This window comes from Rhodopseudomonas infernalis (genome assembly GCF_022271405.1).
Lineage (GTDB): Bacteria > Pseudomonadota > Alphaproteobacteria > Rhizobiales > Xanthobacteraceae > Rhodopseudomonas > Rhodopseudomonas infernalis.
Genome location: NZ_JAJNAL010000022.1, coordinates 20003 through 36978, shown reverse-complemented (window position 1 = coordinate 36978; position 16976 = coordinate 20003). Strand labels below are relative to the sequence as shown.

Below are 16976 nucleotides of genomic sequence, written 5' to 3'. Positions count from 1 at the left end.
CAAGACGAAGTCTTGCTTCGCAGATCCGGGGCCCCGGGTTTGTTAGCCTGAAAGTCACCGGGATCCCGGATCTGCGGAGCGGCATAAGAATGCCGCACCGCGTCCGGGACACGCCGAGATCGTCTGGTATCAAGAGACATGGCCGAGATACGCCGCCTCGACCTCGGGATCACTGCGAAGCGCTGCGGCGCTGTCGTCGCGAACGATTTTGCCGGAGTCGATGACATAGCCGCGGTCGGAGATCGCGAGCGCCAGCACGGCGATCTGATCGACCAGCAGAATGGTGATACCTTCGTCGCGCAGGTCGGCCAGCACGTCGTAAAGCTCATTGATCATCGCCGGCGCCAGCCCGAGCGAAGGCTCGTCGAGCAGCAGGATGCGCGGCTTGGCCATCATGCCGCGCGCGATCGCCAGCATCTGCTGCTCGCCGCCGGAGAGTAGCCCGGCGCGGCCGTGCAGCCGCTCGCGCAACCGCGGAAACCGCTTCAGCACCGCTTCGATCTCGGCCGCGTAGTCGACGCCGGTGCGCGTATTGGCGCCGAGTTCGAGGTTGTCGTACACGCTGAGTTCGGGAAACACCTGTCGGCCTTCCGGCACCAGAGCGAGGCCGCGCGCCGCGATGCGATGCGCGGCGATCTTGTCGATGCGCTGATCGTCGAGGACGACGTCGCCTTCGATCGGACGCAGCAAGCCGGCGAGCGATCGCATCATCGTCGACTTGCCGGCGCCATTGGCACCGATCACCGCCACCATTTCGCCCGGCCGCACTTCGAGATTCAAATCCGACAGCACGGGCGCGGCGCCATAGCCGGCAACCAGATTGATCGCCGTCAGCACCGCATCGCGCGAGCCGTCCCACGGCGCGTCGCGACCACGGGCGCGCATCTCGGCCCCGCCGAGATACGCTGCGAGTACTTTCGGATCGCGGCGGATCATGTCGGGCGTGCCGGCGGCGATCGGTGTGCCGGCGTCGAGCACCACGACGTGATCGGAGATGCCCATCACCAGCCGCATATCGTGCTCGACCAGGATGACGGCAATGCCGAGGTCGGCGATCCGCCGCAACAGGCCGCTGAGCGACTCCTTGTCGGCCGCCATCAACCCCGCGGCCGGCTCATCGAGCAGCAACACATGCGGCCGCATCGCCAGCGCGCGGGCGATCTCGACCAACCGGCGATCGACATGCGGCAGGTCGCCGGCCACGGCCGCAAGCGGCCCGCGGTAGCCGACGAAAGCGATCAGCGCTTCGGCTGCGGCTTCATCGGCTGCGGTGGCGGCGGCGCGCAGCATCGAGCCGAGCCGGCCGCCCCGCATCGCGATCAGCACATTGTCGCGCACGCTCATGGTGTCGAACAGTTTGGTGGTCTGATAGGTGCGCCCGATCCCGGCGCGCGCCACACGCCAAGCCGGCGCGCCGGCCAGTTCCTCGCCGCCGAGCCGGATGCTGCCGCTGTCCGGCTGATAGAAGCCGCCAATCATGTTGAGCACGGTGGTCTTGCCGGCACCGTTCGGGCCGATCACGCTGGTGACCTTGCCGGCCTGCGCGGCGAACGACACGTTCGACGCCGCCTTGATGCCGCCGAAGCTGATGCCGATGTTCGTGACCTCGAGCGCGTCGCTGCGCGAGACAGACGCAAGGTAAGCCCCGACGTCGCCCGGCGTCGCTGGCCGCGGATCGATCCGCCGCACCAGCCGCGCCAGCGTGCCGAGCACGCCCTCGGGCGCCAGCCACAGCACAGCCAGCAGCAGCGCGCCGAAAAATAGCAGCCGATATTCCGCGAGCTGCGACAGCATCTCCGGCAGCACGACGGTGATCACCGCGCCGACCGCCGGGCCGAACACCCAGCCGGCGCCGCCGACCACGCAGGCGAACAGGAACAGGATCGATTGCGAGAATGGAAACGAGTCGGGCGCTACGAAGGCGAGCAGCGAGGCGAAAATGCCGCCAGCGAGCCCCGTGAACACCGCCGACAGCATGAAGGACGCGGCCTTGACGGTCACCGGATTGAGGCCGATCGACCGCGCCGCGATCTCGGCGTCGCGCACCGCCACCATCGCCCTGCCCCAGGCCGAGCCGGCCAGCCGATAGAACAAGTACGTCGCCGCGCCCGCCAGCCCGATCGCCAGCAGCGCCATCTCGCGTTCGGTGAAGACATGGCCGCCAATCGCCGGCGGCGGCAGCCCCATCAGCCCGTTGGAGCCACCGGTGACGCCGCGCCATTCGATGGTGAGGTGCTGCACGATGAACGCGAAGGCGATGGTGATCATCGCCAGATACGGCCCGGAGACACGCAGCGCAGGCAGCGACAGCAACAGCCCGATCGCACCCGCGATCAGTCCGGCCAGCGGCAGCGCCAGCCAGAAGCTGATGCCCTGCAGCGTCAGGATCGCGACCGTATAGGCGCCGATCGCGTAGAAGCCGACGTGACCGAGCGAGATCTGCCCGGTGAGCCCGACCAGGATATTGAGGCCGACGCCGACCACGCAGGTCAGCGCCACCATCGCGAGGACGAACGGCGCGTAGCCGTCCGCCCGCGCCGCGTAGAGCGCGGCAGCAAGCGTCAGCAACAGGATTGCGGCGGGCGTCGCGTACGTGCGCCAAGATGATTGCGGCTGCATGGTCAGACCTTGTTGATCGCGGCGCGGCCGAACAGCCCGTTCGGCTTCAGCGCCAGCGCCAGGATGACGACCGAGAACACAACGATCTGGGTGTAGACCGAGCCGAGGAACGAAGTGACCAGCGCTTCGATCAGGCCGTAGGCGAGCCCGGCGATCACCACGCCCCAGGCCGAGCCCATGCCGCCGAGGATCGCGACCGCGAACGCCTTGATGCCGAACAGCGTGCCCATCTCCGAGCTCACGCTGAACAGCGGCGCGATCAGGATGCCGGCAAGGCCAGCAAGCGCGGTCGACACCATGAAGGAGATCGCGATGGTGCGGTTGACGTTGATGCCCATCAGCCGGGCCGCGTCGGGATTCTGCACCACGGCAAGCAGCGTCTTGCCGCGGCGGGTGTGGCGTAGCAGCAGATGCAGCGCCAGCGCGCAGCCGATGCCGACCAGCGGGATCAGCAGCTGCAGCGGATAGACCCCGGCGCCGAAGATGCGGATCGGCTGGCTCGCCAGCACCGATGGAAAGCCCCGCGGCTCCTTGCCGAAAGTGAACAGCACCACATTGTCGAGCACAATGCCGGCCGCAACGGTCGCCATCAGCCAGGCATTGGAGCCTCGCGCAACGAATGGGCGTACCAGGAAGCGTTCGACCACGAGGCCGAACACCGCGCAGCAAGTCAGCGCCGCCAGCACCGCGAGCGGCATCGGCCAGCCGTAGCGGATGCCGAACGTATAGCCGAGCACGGCACCCAGCATCATCGCCGAGCCCTGCGCAAAATTGACCGTGCTCGACACCACATAAGTAATGTGAAAGCCGAGCGCGATGAGCGCGTACATGCTGCCGAGCCCGATACCCGAGATGATGGCGGAAGAGAGCATGAGGGTCCGTGGAGTTGTCGCTACTACAAATTATCCTTCGTCATTCCGGGGCGCGCGAAGCGCGAGCCCGGAATCCATAACCCCCGTGCTCACGCCTGGAAGCAGGCCCAACAACGACTGTGTCAAGCGCCGGCACGGGGGCTATAGATTCCGGGCCTGCACCTTCATCGGCTTTGCCGACGAAGGTGCATCCCGGAATGACGGACGTTGGGTCTGGCCGGAATCAATTCGTCAGCGGCAGGATCTCGTCGCCCTTGAAGTAGGTGAAGATGTAGTCAGAGGGCGACAGGGCGTCGTGGTTGTCCTTGGTGAACGGCTTGTTGTAGGTCTTGATCAAACCCTCGTAGCTGCCGATCTCGTAGAAGCCGTCGCGGATCTTGGTGCCGTCGGTCGAGCCGGCCTTGGCGATGGCCAGCGCGGTGAGATGCATGGCGTCGTAAGCATTAGCGATGCCGACGGCGGGCGTGACGTCCGCGGCCGATTTGATCTGCGGATACTTCGCCTTCAGCGCATCGAGCACCGCCGCAGCCTTCAGGCTGGGGTTTCCGGAGAAGCTGAACGTCTGGATGAAGTGCACCTTCTCGGCGCTCGGCCCGGCGAGCTCGGTGAAGCGGCCGCCGGCCGGGCCCCAATGCGACACCACCGGGACGTTCCAGCCCATGCGGTCGAGCGACTTCACGACTTGCGCCGACGGCGCCACGTTTGCCACCATGAACAGAGTGTCGGCGCCGGCATCCTTCAGACGCGTGAGCTGCGGCACCAGATCGACGTCGCCGCCTTCGAACTTCTCGACGCCGGCGCTCGGCATGTTCTTGGCCGCCAGCGCCGCCTTCAGACCGGCCTCGTTGGACTCGCCCCAGGGGTTGTTGATCAGGATCATGCCCGGCTTCTTGGCCGCGTATTTCTTGACCGCGTAGTCGACCAGCGCGACGTCCACCAGCGCGTCGACGGCCGAGACGCGGAACACGTAGTTCTCGGCGGCGCCGTTGCGGGTGATCGCGGTGCCGGCGGCCCACACGCCGATGAACGGAACCTTGGACTGGTTGGCGAACGGCACGATCGCCATCGACACCGGGGTGTCGAGACCACCGAAGAACGCCGCCACCTTCTCGCGCTGCACCAGCTCACGCGCCGCGATCACGCCCTTGGCGGGATTGCTTTCATCGTCGCGCACCACCAGCTCGACCTTCTTGCCGAGCACGCCGCCCTTGGCGTTGATCTCGTCGACCGCCAGCGTCAGGCCGCGAACGATCGCCTCGCCCGACTTCGCCGACTGGCCCGACATCGCCGCGACTAGACCAAGCTTCATGGTGTCCTGCGCAAAGCCCGGCGCCGCGGCCATCAGCGTCAGCGACGTGGCGCCTGCGGCAATTAGCAGGCGGCGCGAAAGTCTCGATGCGAACATGCTCACAGCCCTCTCTCCAATGGATGCAGCTTCGAACTTAGCAAGCGCTGTGCCAGAGCCCGTCAGGCGGCAATCGCCGTGAAAATCGAGAGAAAGTCCGGCAAATCGGGGCTCGGCCCGCCCCGCTTGCTCAAGATGCAGACAGCGGCAGCCTAAATCGTATACAATCTTTCCCAGAAACGGATACGATTTATGGCACCGCATTTGCTTTGTTTCGGCACCATCCAACTCACGGAGACCCCATGCCTCAGCCATCTCTGGCCTCTGCGCCGCTCACCCACGAAACCGCCGCCGCGGCCGCGCTGGTCGAACGCTTTCTGGTCGCCTCGATGGTTCCCGATCCGGAGACGGCGGCGACCTTCATGGCGGCCGATGTCGCGATCACCTTCACCGGCGGCCGCAAGTTCACCCATCCGCGCGACGCCACCGCCTTCAATGCCAGGCGGTACAAATGGGTGAAGAAGAAGATGGAGCGCACCGACGTCGCGCCCGGCGACGGCGAGACCGTCGTTTACAACACCGGCACGCTGTACGGCGAATGGCCCGACGGCACGCCGTTCGAAGGCAACCGCTACGTCGACCGCTTCGTCGTCCGCGGCGGAAAGATCGTGAAGATGGACGTCTGGAACGACAGCGCGGAGCGGCTGCTGACGCAAAGAGGGATCGAAGCGTGAGTACGTTTGCACGCGCGTAAGTGAGCCTGGACGACCTACCATCCCCGTCATTGCGAGCCGCAGGCGAAGCAATCCAGCTCTGTGCAATTGCGCTGGGTCGGCTTCGCCTCCTCGCAATGACGGCGGAGTGAGGCGCTAGCTCTTCTTCGCAGCCTTACCCTTCCCCTGCGCCGCTTCCTTCGCATAGGGCGCCAGGATGTCCTGGATGTCGCGTTCCTGCGGCGGGTGGGCGACGATCATGGCGCGATCTGCGACGGCATCGAGATGGTGGTCCATCAGTGACGTCGCGCCGGCCCCGTCGCCGGACGACAGCGCCGCGATGATCGCGCGATGCTCGCTGACGGCGCAATCGGCCGAGTGCGGGCGGCTGTACAGCGCTAGGATCAGGCCGCAGCGCGACGCGACTTCGCTGACGTAGCGTGCCAGCACCGGATTGCCGGTCATCTCCGCGAGCTTGATGTGAAACGCGGTGGCGAGCCGGATCGACAGCGGCACGTTGCTGCCCCTCGCCTCCTCCTCGGCATCGACGTGCTGCTTCAGTTGCTTGATCTGCTCGCGGGTCAGCCGGCCGGCGAGCCGCGCCACCACCAGACGCTCGAGCCCGACGCGCACATCGAAGATGTCGCGCGCCTCGTTCCAGCTCGGCGTCGCTACCGCCGCCCCACGATTGCGCCGGAGTTCGACCAGCCCCTCGGCTGCGAGCCGCCCCAGCGCCGCGCGCACGATGGTGCGGCTGGCGCCGAACTTCTCGCCGATCGCGTCTTCGGGCAGCTTGGCGCCGGGCTGCAGCGCCTGCTCGATGATGGCGTGCCACAGCGCCTTGTAGATCACCGCGCCGCGATCGGGCGCTCCGGATTTTTCGGCCATGATTTTCGACGCCGCTGAACTGTTCTCATCAATTGCCACAGCGCCGATCCGAACGCAATTTGCGACGCGTAGCAAGCCTGATGCGTGATGCAGCAGATGCCGCAAAAATGCGATCGACACGCATGGCGCTTTGCTGCCATGGTCGATCAGAACAAGCCAACAAGGAATGACGCGTGATGACGAACGACCGCCCTGCCGATCCCCGCACCAACTGGGCGCAGCTGTCGCAGAGCGAGCGTGACGCAGCCTACGACAACAACAGCGCCGTCAAGAACAGCCCTGAACTGATCGCCGAGCGCAACTCCTCATCGGCACAGGCGCGCGCGACGTTGAAGTCGGTGCTCGACCTTCCGTACGGCCCGCGCCCGAACAACAAGATCGACCTCTACCCCGCGGCCGAGCGCGACGCGCCGTGCCTGGTGTTCTGGCATGGCGGTTATTGGCAGAAGAATTCGCGCGAGCTCTTCGCCATGCTGGTCGAAGGCATCGCGGCGCATGGCTGGTCGATGGCGATCCCCGGCTACTCGCTGGCGCCCGACGTGTCGCTTACCACGATCGTCGACGAGAGCCGCGCCGCGCTGGACTGGCTCGCGGCGCACGGCCCCGATCACGGCGTCGCCGGCCCGGTCGTCACCTCGGGCTGGTCGGCCGGCGGTCATCTTGTGGCGATGACGCTGGATCATCCGCTGGTGACAGCGGGACTGTCGATCTCGGGCGTGTTCGATCTCGGCCCGATCCGCGACACCGGCCTGAACAAGGCGCTGCAACTGAGCGATGACGAGATCGAAAAGCTGTCGCCGCTGCGGCTGCCGGTGGTCGACAAGCGTCTCGACCTCGCTTACGGCGCCAACGAGTTGCCGGCCCTGGTGCTGGACTCAGTGAATCTGCACGCGCGACGCGAAGCCGACGGCGCATCCGGCCGCGTGCTGCCGCTCGCCGGCCACGATCACTTTTCGATCCTCGCCGAATTGCGCCGTCCCGACGGCGCCTTGGTGAAAGCCGCGCGAGAACTGGTCGACTGAGCCTTCGTTATCGAAGGGGCTTCAGCGAGGCGGCGTTGATGAACACCTCGCCTCGCTCGACCCGCACCGGATAGAGCCGCAGCGGCCGGCTCGGCCAGCCATCCGAGATCGCGCCGTCGACGAGGCTGAAGGACGCGTCGTGGCGCGGACAGGCCAGCCGCCCGTCGACCACGCGTCCGCATGCCAGATCGGCCTGCTCATGCGGACACGCACGTTCGCAGGCCGACACCACGCCGCCATCCGATATCAATGCAAGATCGACACCGGCGATGCGCACCGCGACGATGCCGGCGGCCGTGAGCCGCGGCAGGCTGCACACCGGAAGCCACTGGTCCGGCGACGAAGCCAGGCCGAATGCCCAATCGTCAGGCACCGAGATAGGCCTTGCGGACGTGCGGATTGGCGATCAGTTCGGCCCCCGTGCCCGACAGCACGATGCGGCCGCCCTCAAGCAGATAGGCATGGTCGCACATGTCGAGTGCCGCGAAGGCGTTCTGCTCGACCAGCAACACGGTGGTGCCGGTGTCGCGGATGCGGCGGATGATCGCGAAGGTGCGTTCGACGATGTTGGGCGCGAGGCCGAGCGATGGTTCGTCGAACATCACCAGCCGTGGCCGGCTCATCAGCGCCCGGCCGATCGCCAGCATCTGCTGCTCGCCGCCGGACAGCGTGCCGGCGGCCTGCTTGCGTCGCTCGGCAAGCCGCGGAAATTCGCCGTAGATCCGGTCGCGGTCCGCGGCCACTTCCGAACGGTCACTGCGCAAGTAAGCGCCCATATCGAGGTTCTCCTCGACAGTCATGTGCGGGAACACCCGGCGGCCTTCCGGGCAATGCGCGATGCCGGCCTTCAGGATCCGCGGCGGGCGAGCGCCGGTGAGCACCTCGTTGTCGAAGCGCAGCGCGCCGGCGCGAAGCGGCACCAGGCCGGAGATCGCGCGCAGCGTCGTGCTCTTGCCGGCGCCGTTGGCGCCGATCAGCGCCACGAGCTGACCGGCCTTGACCTCGAAGGTGATGCCCTGCAGCGCGGTGACGCCGCCATAGCCGCAGACGGCGTTGATGAGTTCAAGCATTTTTCACACCCTGGCCGAGATAGGCTTCGATCACGGCGGGATCGTTGCGGATCACCTCCGGCGTTCCTTCCGCGATGATCCGGCCGTAGTTCAGCACCACAATGCGATCCGACACGCTCATCACCATCGGCATGTCGTGTTCGACCAGCAGAATGGTGATGCCGCGATCGCGGATCTTGCGGATCAACTGAATGAACGTATGGGTCTCCGACGCGTTCATGCCGGACACCGGCTCGTCGAGCAGCAGCATCGACGGCTCGGCCGCGAGCGCCAGCGCCACACCGACCAGGCGCTGTTCGCCGTACGACAGTGACCCCGCCAGATCGTTGGCGCGGCGGCCGAGGCCGACCCAGTCCACCAGCTCGGCCGCCTTCTCTTTCAACTCTGCCTCGAGCCGCCGCGCCCGCGGCAAGCCGAGCACCGACGGCAGCACGCCGACGCGGCCGCGGCGGTGCAGACCGATCAGCACGTTGTCGTAGATCGTATCGTTCGGAAACACGCTGGTGCGCTGGAAGGTGCGGATCAGGCCGAGATCCGCGATCGCCTGCGGCTTCATCCCGCGCAGCGACTGGCCGCGATAGGTGACATCGCCATGGGTCGGCGTCAGGAAGCCGGTGACGACGTTGAACGCGGTGGTCTTGCCGGCGCCGTTCGGGCCGATCAGGCTGACGATCTCGCCCTCGCCGACCGAGAAGGTCATGTCGGAGATCGCCACCAGACCGCCGAAGTGCATCGCGACCTTATCGACGCTGAGGGCCGTCTCGACAACAGGCTGCTTCAAGGCTGCTGAGGCTGTCATCACGCGCTCTCCTCGACGCCGCGCTTGCTGAAGCTCGGCGCCTTCACCGGCTTCATGCGCGGAAACCACTGCATCACCGCAGGCACGATGCCGCGCGGCATGATGAACAGGATGACGATCAGTGCGCTGCCATAGGCGATCCACTGGGCCTCGGGAGCCATCACCGGCCGCAGCGCCACCGGCATCAGGCCGAAGATCAGCCCGCCGACGACGGGCCCGGCCAGCGTCCCCTTGCCGCCGGTGATCACCATGATCACCATCGTCACCGTATTGATGAAAGTGAACACCTCCGGATCGATGATCTTCATGTAGTGCGCATAAAGGCTGCCGGCGGCGCCGCAGATACCGGCCGACACCACCGCGGCGAGCGTCAGCGTCTTGGTGACGTCGATGCCGATCGACACCGCCAGCGTCTCGTTCTCCATCAGCCCGCGCATCGCCCGGCCGAGATGCGAATGCACCAGCCGCGCGATCAACAGATAGCAGACTACCGCAACGCCGAGCACCAGATAGTAGTTGTGCAGCTTGGTGCGGAAGATGAACTCGCCGAGCCCCGGAAAGCTCACCTGCATCGGCGGGATGCTGGTGAGCGCCAGCGGACCCTGGGTCAGCTCGACCCAATTCAGCGCCACCAGCCGCACCACTTCGGCGAACGAGATCGTCACGATGACGAAATAAGCGCCGCGCACCCGGAACGACAGCCGCCCCACCAGATAGCCGCACAGCCCCGAGACCAGCACGGCGATCGCGAAGCCGGCGAGCGGCGGCCACGGCTCATGAACGATGTGCAGCCCGAACGGCAGGGTGACGTCGAAGCCGAGCGAGGTCAGCGCGCTGACATAGGCGCCGATGCCGAAGAACGCGATGTGGCCGAGGCTGAGCTGTCCGGTGAAGCCGAGCAGCAGGTTGAGGCTCATCGCGCCGATCACGAAGATCCCGGTGGTGATCAACGCGTTGAGCAGATACGGATCGGTCAGCCACAGCGGAACTGCGGCGAGCGCGATGATGACGACGATCGACAGCAGCAGTCTCATCCGACGCGCTCCGCACGAGGAAACAGCCCTGTCGGGCGGAAGATCAACACCGCAATGATGATCAGGAAGCCCATCGCGTCGCGGTAGCCGGACGAGATGTAGCCCGCGCCCAATTCCTCGGCGAGCGCCAGGATGAAGCCGCCGATCACCGCGCCGGTGATGTTGCCGAGCCCGCCGAGGATGACGATGGCGAAAGCCTTGACGGCCGCAAGGTCGCCCATCGACGGGTAGACCACATAGACCGGGCCGAGCAGCGCGCCAGCCGCGGCGGCGAGGCTCGAGCCCATTGCGAAGGTGGAGGTGTAGATCAGGTTGACGTTGACGCCCATCAACGCCGCCGTGTCCTGATCCTGGAACGTTGCGCGCATCGCGCCGCCGAGCCTTGTGCGGTTGATCAGGACGTAGGTCAGCACGATCAACGCGCCGGCGGCGAGCAGCACGAACAGCCGCAGCCACGACACCGAGACCGGGCCGATCTCAAGCGGCGCGTCCGGAAACGGCGTCGGCACCGATTTGGCAACGCCGCCCCAGACCCAGAGCGTCGCCGATTGCATCGCGATCCAGGCGCCGATCATCACCAGCATGGTGGTGTCGATGTCGGATCCGCGCAGCGGCCGCAGCAGCGTCAGTTCGACCAGCGCGCCGAGAGCCCAGCCGCTCGCGATTGCCAGCGGCAACGCGACGAAGAAGTTCAGCTCGAACTTCTGCACCACAATGAACATCACGTAGGCGCCGAAGGTGTAGAGAATGCCATGCGTGAAGTTCACGACATTCATGATGCCGAAGATCAGCGTGAGGCCGATGCCGAGCAACGCATAGGTGCCGCCGAGCACGAGCGTGTTGATGAGATGCTGGAGAAATTCGCCCAAGGTCGATCCTCACGGCTGCAGGGAAAGACGAGGCGCCGAGCGCGCCTCGCCGGGTCGTCGCGTGCGATCAGAGTTCCTTCATGCCGACTTTGCCGTCGGCGATCTCGATCAGGTACACGTTGGGCTGGCTCTGGCCGCTTTCCTTGCCGGCGGGGCCCGACTTCTGAAACGCGATGTCGCCGTTGAGGCCCTTCAGCTTGATGTCCCAGAGCGCCGCCTTGATTGCGGCCGGCTCGGCCTTGCCGGCCTTCTCGATCGCGGCGGCAGCGGTGCGGATGCCGTCATAGCCGCGGAAGCTCTCGGTGCAGCCGGCGAAGTCGAAGCCGCGCTTCTTCCATTCGGACACGAAGTACGTGGTCGCCTCCGGGTTCGGCGTCTTGTCCGGGAACCACGGCAGGAAGGTCGTCAGGTGCATGGTGCCGTTGGCGGCAGCGCCGGCCTGGGCAATGATCTGGTCGGGGTTCTGCGAGCCGCCGGTGGTGATGATGCGCTTCTTCAGGCCGAGAGCTGCGGCTTGCTTGAACAGCAGCGTGAGCTGATCGACCGCCGCGGTGACGATGATCGTCTCGGAGTCCGAGCCTTTCAGCTTGGAGAGCTGCGCGCTCATGTCTTGCGCGCCCTGGTCCATGGTCTCGACCAGGCCGACGCCGATGCCCTTCTCCTTCATCATCTTGCCGAAATCCTCGGCGGCGCCGCGGCCCCAGTCGTTGTTGATGACCAGGAAGTCCACCTTCTTCAGCCCAAGCTTGTCGATGATCTTGGCGAAGGCGGCGGCCTCGATAGCCGACGGTGGCGAGATGCGGAAGATGTACGGATTGCCCGTGGTGGTGATCTTGCCGGACGACGAGGTCTCGACGATCATCGGCACTTCGTATTCCATCAGCTTCGGCATCACCGCGAGCGTCAGGCTGGAGCCCCAGGCGCCCATCATCACCGGCGTCTTGTCGCGGGTAATCAGCTTCTCGGCGACTGCGGCCGCTTCTGTCGGGTTGCTCTTGTTATCCTCGATCACCAGCTCGATCTGCTTGCCGAGCACCCCGCCCTTGGCGTTGATCTCATCGGCGGCGATCTTGGCGCCGTTGACGACGTACGTACCGGACGCTGCGAAGGCGCCGGTCAGCGGCTCGTTGACCCCGATCTTGATCGTCTCGGCCGAGGCCGAGCCCATCAGAAACGCAGTGGCCGCCGCGATGAGAGAAGCAGTCCGAAGGTGTCGCATCATTGTTGTTTCTCCATGATCCATTTGAAATTTCAGTATCGTCTGCGGCCTATCCGCCTCGGCCGGATGATCCCCCGAGCCAGCGCGGCAACCGCGCCCGCAGCACCGCGAACAGCAGCGCCAGGCCGTTGACCTGGCCGACGGCGCCCCCTGGCGAAATCTCCTGGCCGGATAGTCGGCGTTCGAGATTGGCGGCGAATTGTTCGACCAGCCGGCGCGCGAGATCGCGTACCAGGCCGCTGCGACCGACCTGGGCCAGCAGCCCGGTCAGCGTGTAGCCGATGGACAGTTCGACGCGCGTCGCCCGGCCCTCGCCTTGCGGCGTCAGCCGATAGCGGATCTCGCCCTGCGTGGACGACCGGCTGCGGCGATCGTTGCCGGCGCCGATGATCCGGCCGGATAGGCCATCAGCGGCCCGCTCGATGCGGGCGACACCCGCGAACTGCGCGGCAATCGGTCCGACCTGCACGCGGATCTCGCCTTCGATCCGGGAAGGATCAGCGGCGTTTGTCAGTGCGACGCCCGGCAGGCACGCGGCCACTGCGGCGACGTCGTTGAACAGCGCGGCGACCTGCGCCGGCGGATGCTGCACCTCGAACGCCTGATCGATGGTCGCGGCCGGCGTGAAGTCAGCTATCGTGATACTCGCTGCGGGCGCCGCGGCAATTGCGGCCGCGGTCGCGGAGCGCAAATCAGATGTCGCCGCGCCATGGCCGGAGCCGACCGGGCCCAGCGCCGTGCGACCGCCGCCCAGTTCGGGCGCGATGCCGCGCGCGCGGCGATCGGCGATCACCGCGGTGACTGCGCGGACGATGCCGACATAGCCGGTGCAGCGGCACAGATTGCCGCTCATGCCGACGCGGATGGCGCGGTCGTCTGCATCCGGAAGGCGGAGCACCAGGTCACGCGCCGATACCAGCATGCCGGGCGTGCAATAGCCGCACTGCAGTGCGTGTTCGCGCGTGAACGCGGCGCGCAGTTCGGTGGCGACCTCGTCGTCGTCGAGGCCTTCGATGGTGGTGACGGCGGCGCCCTCGCACGCGGCCGCGAAGGTGATGCACGACCGCGCCGGCACGCCGTCGATCAGCACGGTGCAGGCGCCGCAGACGCCATGCTCGCAACCGAGATGCGTACCGGTGAGATCGAGATGATCGCGCACCACGTCGGCGAGGCTGGTGCGCGGCTCGGCCGTGAGATCGAATGCGCGACGATTGACGGTGAGTGCCAGCGAGCTCATGCGGCCTCCTGCAGCGCGCGCTTCAGCACGGTGAGATGGATGTGACGGTGGACAGGATCGGCAATGCCGGAGGCGCTGAGCAACTGGTCGGCGACCCTCGGGTCGAACCTGGTCTTGTAGTCGGCATCGATGCGGCCGCCGAACAGCTCCGTCGGCTCCGTGATCAGGATCGGCGCGGCGTCGATGGCGCCGATAACAATCCGCGCGGTCCCTGCGTCGGGATCGATCAGCACCGCGCACTGGCCGTGCGCAAACTCGCCGGTCTTGCGGCAGGTCTTGACGTAGCCCCATCGCGCCGTCGCCTTGCGCGTAGGAATGTGGATCGCCGCGAGGAGCTCGCCGGCATGCAAGCAGCTCTGCAATGCGCCGGTGATGTAATCCGACAATGCCATCTGGCGCATGCCCGTGGCGCTCCGCAGCGTCACCCGCGCGCCGAGCGCGGTCAGCGCCGAGACCCAGTCGGCTGCCGGGTCGGCGTGTGTCAACGAGCCGCCGAGCGTCCCGCGATTGCGGACAGCGCGATAGGCGATGTTCGCCGCGACGCCGCGCATGGCGCCGCGCGTCACGTCGGGCACACGGCCGTCCTCGATATCGGCGTGCGTGACGCAGGCGCCGAGCACCAATTCCTCACCCGAGATTTCCGCGTGCTTCAGCTCTGCAATCGCGGTGATGTCGACGATCTGCTCCGGTTGAGCGAGCCGCAGATTGAGCATCGGCCCGAGCGACTGACCGCCGGCCATCACCTTGGCGCCGTCATGGCTGCCGAGCAGCGCGAGTGCAGCGGCGAGATCGCGCGGGCGTGCGTAGTCGAATGCGGCGGGCTTCATGCAGCGGTCCTTCCCGCAGCCCGCGCCGCGATCACCGCTGCGACCACGCGATGCGGCGTGATCGGCGAGCGCATCAGTTCGGTGCCGAGCGGACGCAGCGCATCGTTGACGGCGTTGGCGATCGCCGCAGGCGGTGCAATCGCGCCACCCTCGCCGATGCCCTTGACGCCGAACTTCGTATACGGCGACGGCGTCTCCATATGATCCAGCCGCGGCGCCGGCACTTCGGTGGGGCCCGGCAGCAGATAGTCGGCAAAGGTCGTCGCCAGCGGCTGACCTGAGGCGTCGAACGGCATCTCCTCGTAGAGCGCGGTGCCGATGCCCTGCGCCAGACCGCCATAGATCTGGCCGTCGACCACCAGCGGATTGAGCAGCACGCCGCCGTCTTCGACGATGACGTAGTCGAGGATCTCGACATCGCCGAGATCCGGATCCACCGCGACCACCGCCGCGTGCGCCGCGTAGCTGAAGGTGCCGCTGTCGCGCTGCGGCTTGTAGCCCGAGGTAACGTCGAGGCCGCCCGGATCGACATCCGGCGGCAGATCCTGCGGGCGGCGATACCAGGTGTGGGCGATCTCGCGCAGCGTCACGCTGCCGTTGCTGCCGCGCACCTCGCCGGCGATGAACTCGACGGCGGCGACGTCCTGCTGCAGCAGCTTGGCGCCGATCCGCTTGATCCGATCGGCGAGATCGCCGCACGCGGTCGCCACCGCGCCGCCGGCCATCACGGCCGAGCGCGAGCCCCAGGTGCCGGTGGAGTACGGCGTCATGGCAGTATCGCCGAGGATAATGCGGACCTTGGCGACGTCGATGCCGAGCATCTCGTGCGCGACCTGGGCCAGCGTGGTTTCCATGCCCTGGCCGTGCGAATGCACGCCGACGCGCAGTTCGAGGCCTCCGTCGGGCGTCAGCCGCGCCGTCGCCTGCTCGTGGCCCGGCACCATCGGAATGCCCCAGCCGGCGTACACAGAGGTGCCGTGCGCGGCCTGCTCGCAATAGATCGAGACGCCGAGCCCAATGCGGCGGCCGTCCGGCTCGCCGCGCAGCTGGCGTGCGCGCAACGCTTCGAGATCAATCGCGGTCAGCGCCCGCCGCACCGCCTGCGGATAGTCACCGCTATCGAAATGCTTGTTGGTGATGTTGTCGAACGGCATCTGCTCGGGCTGCACCAGATTGCGCAGCCGCACTTCGGCCGGCTCGAGCCCCGCGGCGGCCGCGACCAGATCGAGCATCAGCTCCAGCGCGAAGCAGACGCCGGTACGCGCGACGCCGCGATACGGCAGGATCGGGCATTTGTTGGTGGCGACCGAATAGGTGCGGCAGCGATAGGCCGGCATCACATAGGGCCCGGGCAGGATGCTGGCGACCTGTGCGGCTTCGAGGCAGGCGGAGAACGGGTAGGACGAGTAAGCGCCGGAATCGACGGTCGCCTCGCAGTCGATGCCGCGCAGCTTGCCGTCGCGATCCGCATAGACCGTGATCTTGTAGTGATGCTCGCGGCAATTGGCGCTGGCGGTGAGATGTTCGCGGCGATCCTCGATCCAGCGCACCGGGTGGCCGAGCCGCATCGTCAGCCACGACAGGCAGACTTCCTCGGGCAGCAGAATGCCCTTCTGGCCGAAGCCACCACCGACATCCGGCGAAATGACGCGGATGCGGCCTTGCTCCATGCCGAGACATTCGGCGAGTCCGGTGCGGTTGATGTGCGGCATCTGAGCTGAGGTGGTGACGACGAGCTGATCGACCCGGTGATCATAAGTTGCGACGGCGCCGCGCCCCTCCAGCGGGGCCATGCACTGCCGCGCCGTAGTGATCTCGCGCGACACCTTGATCGGCGCATCGAGCGCAGTCGAGATATCGACCTCGAAGTTGGTTTCGAGAAAGACGTTATCGCCCCAGTGCTCGTGCACAAGCGGTGCACCAGGCGCGCGCGCCTGCAGCATGTCCGAGACGGCCGGCAGTTCTTCGAGATCGAGCACCATCGACGCCGCGATGTCCTCGGCTTCGGCACGCGTCGGCGCCACGCACATCGCGATCATTTCGCCGACCTGACGAACCTTGCCGCTCGCCAGCACTGGCTGTTCGGAGATCTTGAAACCGGGCAAGCCGGACACCGCGCGGATCGGGTTCACGCCGACGAGATCCGCGGCGACGAACACGCGTTCGCGATACGCCTCCGGCACATGAATGCCGCGGATGCGGGCGTGGGCGAGCGGACTACGCACGAAGGCGACGTCCTGCATCCCGGCAAGGCGGACGTCGGCCACATACTGGCCGCGCCCGCGCATCAGCCGGTCGTCCTCCTTGCGCGGCAACCGCGCGCCAACGCCCTGCCCGCCGCTTTGATGCTGGTCGACCGTTCCGTGCAACTTATTTCTCCTCAAGGCAGAGACGACGTAATCGAAAAGATTGCTTCTCCACCTCGTCATTGCGAGGAGCGAAGCGACGAAGCAATCCAGCGC

General features: G+C 66.6%; 15 protein-coding genes. 2 read left to right on the top strand and 13 right to left on the bottom strand.

Translation table 11 applies throughout. The features are described from left to right. Positions 1 to 129: 129 nt before the first annotated feature. The 3 genes from LPW26_RS15620 to LPW26_RS15610 all read right to left on the bottom strand — a co-directional run bounded on the left by LPW26_RS15620 (position 130) and on the right by LPW26_RS15610 (position 4833). A complete protein-coding gene (locus LPW26_RS15620; protein ID WP_238736336.1) occupies positions 130 to 2619 on the bottom strand; it encodes a branched-chain amino acid ABC transporter ATP-binding protein/permease in 2490 nt (829 codons plus the stop codon). 2 nt (positions 2620 to 2621) lie between these two features. Next, entirely contained in the window at positions 2622 to 3491 is an 870-nt protein-coding gene (locus LPW26_RS15615; RefSeq protein ID WP_238736335.1) for a branched-chain amino acid ABC transporter permease, read from the bottom strand. A 223-nt stretch (positions 3492 to 3714) separates the two neighbouring features. Next, a complete protein-coding gene (locus LPW26_RS15610) occupies positions 3715 to 4833 on the bottom strand; it encodes an ABC transporter substrate-binding protein (protein WP_238736380.1) in 1119 nt (372 codons plus the stop codon). 305 nt (positions 4834 to 5138) lie between these two features. Between LPW26_RS15610 and LPW26_RS15605 the strand changes: the two genes are divergently transcribed. Beyond that, on the top strand, positions 5139 to 5570 hold the full coding sequence (locus tag LPW26_RS15605) for a nuclear transport factor 2 family protein (protein WP_238736334.1): 432 nt from the start codon (positions 5139 to 5141) through the stop codon (positions 5568 to 5570). A 135-nt stretch (positions 5571 to 5705) separates the two neighbouring features. On the opposite strand, the gene LPW26_RS15600 is transcribed toward LPW26_RS15605, so the two are convergent. Beyond that, positions 5706 to 6437 carry a GntR family transcriptional regulator gene (locus LPW26_RS15600; protein WP_238736333.1) on the bottom strand — a complete coding sequence of 244 codons (732 nt, stop codon included), beginning with the start codon at positions 6435 to 6437 and terminating at the stop codon, positions 5706 to 5708. A 176-nt stretch (positions 6438 to 6613) separates the two neighbouring features. Here LPW26_RS15600 and LPW26_RS15595 point away from each other — a divergent pair, with 176 nt between their 5' ends. Continuing rightward, on the top strand, positions 6614 to 7459 hold the full coding sequence (locus LPW26_RS15595) for an alpha/beta hydrolase (RefSeq protein ID WP_238736332.1): 846 nt from the start codon (positions 6614 to 6616) through the stop codon (positions 7457 to 7459). A 7-nt stretch (positions 7460 to 7466) separates the two neighbouring features. Here LPW26_RS15595 and LPW26_RS15590 read toward each other — a convergent pair whose 3' ends face one another. The 9 genes from LPW26_RS15590 to LPW26_RS15550 all read right to left on the bottom strand — a co-directional run bounded on the left by LPW26_RS15590 (position 7467) and on the right by LPW26_RS15550 (position 16802). Then, a complete protein-coding gene (locus tag LPW26_RS15590; protein WP_238736331.1) occupies positions 7467 to 7832 on the bottom strand; it encodes a Rieske (2Fe-2S) protein in 366 nt (121 codons plus the stop codon). After that, positions 7825 to 8529: an ABC transporter ATP-binding protein gene (locus tag LPW26_RS15585; RefSeq protein WP_238736330.1), complete on the bottom strand. Its 705-nt coding sequence runs from the start codon at positions 8527 to 8529 to the stop codon at positions 7825 to 7827. Before LPW26_RS15585 ends, LPW26_RS15590 begins: the two co-directional genes overlap by 8 nt. Continuing rightward, the gene (locus LPW26_RS15580) at positions 8522 to 9328 is read right to left on the bottom strand and encodes an ABC transporter ATP-binding protein (RefSeq protein WP_238736329.1); all 807 of its coding nucleotides are present in this window, start codon (positions 9326 to 9328) and stop codon (positions 8522 to 8524) included. Before LPW26_RS15580 ends, LPW26_RS15585 begins: the two co-directional genes overlap by 8 nt. After that, positions 9328 to 10362 (bottom strand): branched-chain amino acid ABC transporter permease, encoded by a 1035-nt coding sequence (locus LPW26_RS15575; protein WP_238736328.1) that lies wholly within the window; start codon positions 10360 to 10362, stop codon positions 9328 to 9330. Before LPW26_RS15575 ends, LPW26_RS15580 begins: the two co-directional genes overlap by 1 nt. Beyond that, positions 10359 to 11231 (bottom strand): branched-chain amino acid ABC transporter permease, encoded by an 873-nt coding sequence (locus LPW26_RS15570; protein ID WP_238736327.1) that lies wholly within the window; start codon positions 11229 to 11231, stop codon positions 10359 to 10361. Before LPW26_RS15570 ends, LPW26_RS15575 begins: the two co-directional genes overlap by 4 nt. A 67-nt stretch (positions 11232 to 11298) precedes the next feature. Continuing rightward, the gene (locus tag LPW26_RS15565; RefSeq protein ID WP_406677679.1) at positions 11299 to 12453 is read right to left on the bottom strand and encodes an ABC transporter substrate-binding protein; all 1155 of its coding nucleotides are present in this window, start codon (positions 12451 to 12453) and stop codon (positions 11299 to 11301) included. Positions 12454 to 12499: 46 nt separating this feature from the next. Continuing rightward, the gene (locus LPW26_RS15560; protein WP_238736326.1) at positions 12500 to 13687 is read right to left on the bottom strand and encodes a xanthine dehydrogenase family Fe-S subunit; all 1188 of its coding nucleotides are present in this window, start codon (positions 13685 to 13687) and stop codon (positions 12500 to 12502) included. After that, positions 13684 to 14514, bottom strand: a complete 831-nt coding sequence (locus LPW26_RS15555; protein WP_238736325.1) for an FAD binding domain-containing protein — start codon at positions 14512 to 14514, stop codon at positions 13684 to 13686. Before LPW26_RS15555 ends, LPW26_RS15560 begins: the two co-directional genes overlap by 4 nt. After that, positions 14511 to 16802: a xanthine dehydrogenase family protein molybdopterin-binding subunit gene (locus LPW26_RS15550; RefSeq protein WP_238736378.1), complete on the bottom strand. Its 2292-nt coding sequence runs from the start codon at positions 16800 to 16802 to the stop codon at positions 14511 to 14513. The genes LPW26_RS15555 and LPW26_RS15550 overlap by 4 nt, the downstream gene beginning before the upstream one ends. Between the last annotated feature and the right edge of the window lie 174 nt (positions 16803 to 16976).

Coding starts and splice junctions, on each gene's coding strand:
- LPW26_RS15550 (WP_238736378.1), bottom strand. CDS start 16,802: ATGCGCGGGCGCGGCCAGTATGTGGCCGACGTCCGCCTTGCCGGGATG.
- LPW26_RS15620 (WP_238736336.1), bottom strand. CDS start 2,619: ATGCAGCCGCAATCATCTTGGCGCACGTACGCGACGCCCGCCGCAATC.
- LPW26_RS15555 (WP_238736325.1), bottom strand. CDS start 14,514: ATGAAGCCCGCCGCATTCGACTACGCACGCCCGCGCGATCTCGCCGCT.
- LPW26_RS15560 (WP_238736326.1), bottom strand. CDS start 13,687: ATGAGCTCGCTGGCACTCACCGTCAATCGTCGCGCATTCGATCTCACG.
- LPW26_RS15565 (WP_406677679.1), bottom strand. CDS start 12,453: ATGATGCGACACCTTCGGACTGCTTCTCTCATCGCGGCGGCCACTGCG.
- LPW26_RS15585 (WP_238736330.1), bottom strand. CDS start 8,529: ATGCTTGAACTCATCAACGCCGTCTGCGGCTATGGCGGCGTCACCGCG.
- LPW26_RS15595 (WP_238736332.1), top strand. CDS start 6,614: ATGACGAACGACCGCCCTGCCGATCCCCGCACCAACTGGGCGCAGCTG.
- LPW26_RS15600 (WP_238736333.1), bottom strand. CDS start 6,437: ATGGCCGAAAAATCCGGAGCGCCCGATCGCGGCGCGGTGATCTACAAG.
- LPW26_RS15615 (WP_238736335.1), bottom strand. CDS start 3,491: ATGCTCTCTTCCGCCATCATCTCGGGTATCGGGCTCGGCAGCATGTAC.
- LPW26_RS15580 (WP_238736329.1), bottom strand. CDS start 9,328: ATGACAGCCTCAGCAGCCTTGAAGCAGCCTGTTGTCGAGACGGCCCTC.
- LPW26_RS15605 (WP_238736334.1), top strand. CDS start 5,139: ATGCCTCAGCCATCTCTGGCCTCTGCGCCGCTCACCCACGAAACCGCC.
- LPW26_RS15575 (WP_238736328.1), bottom strand. CDS start 10,362: ATGAGACTGCTGCTGTCGATCGTCGTCATCATCGCGCTCGCCGCAGTT.
- LPW26_RS15610 (WP_238736380.1), bottom strand. CDS start 4,833: ATGGCCGCGGCGCCGGGCTTTGCGCAGGACACCATGAAGCTTGGTCTA.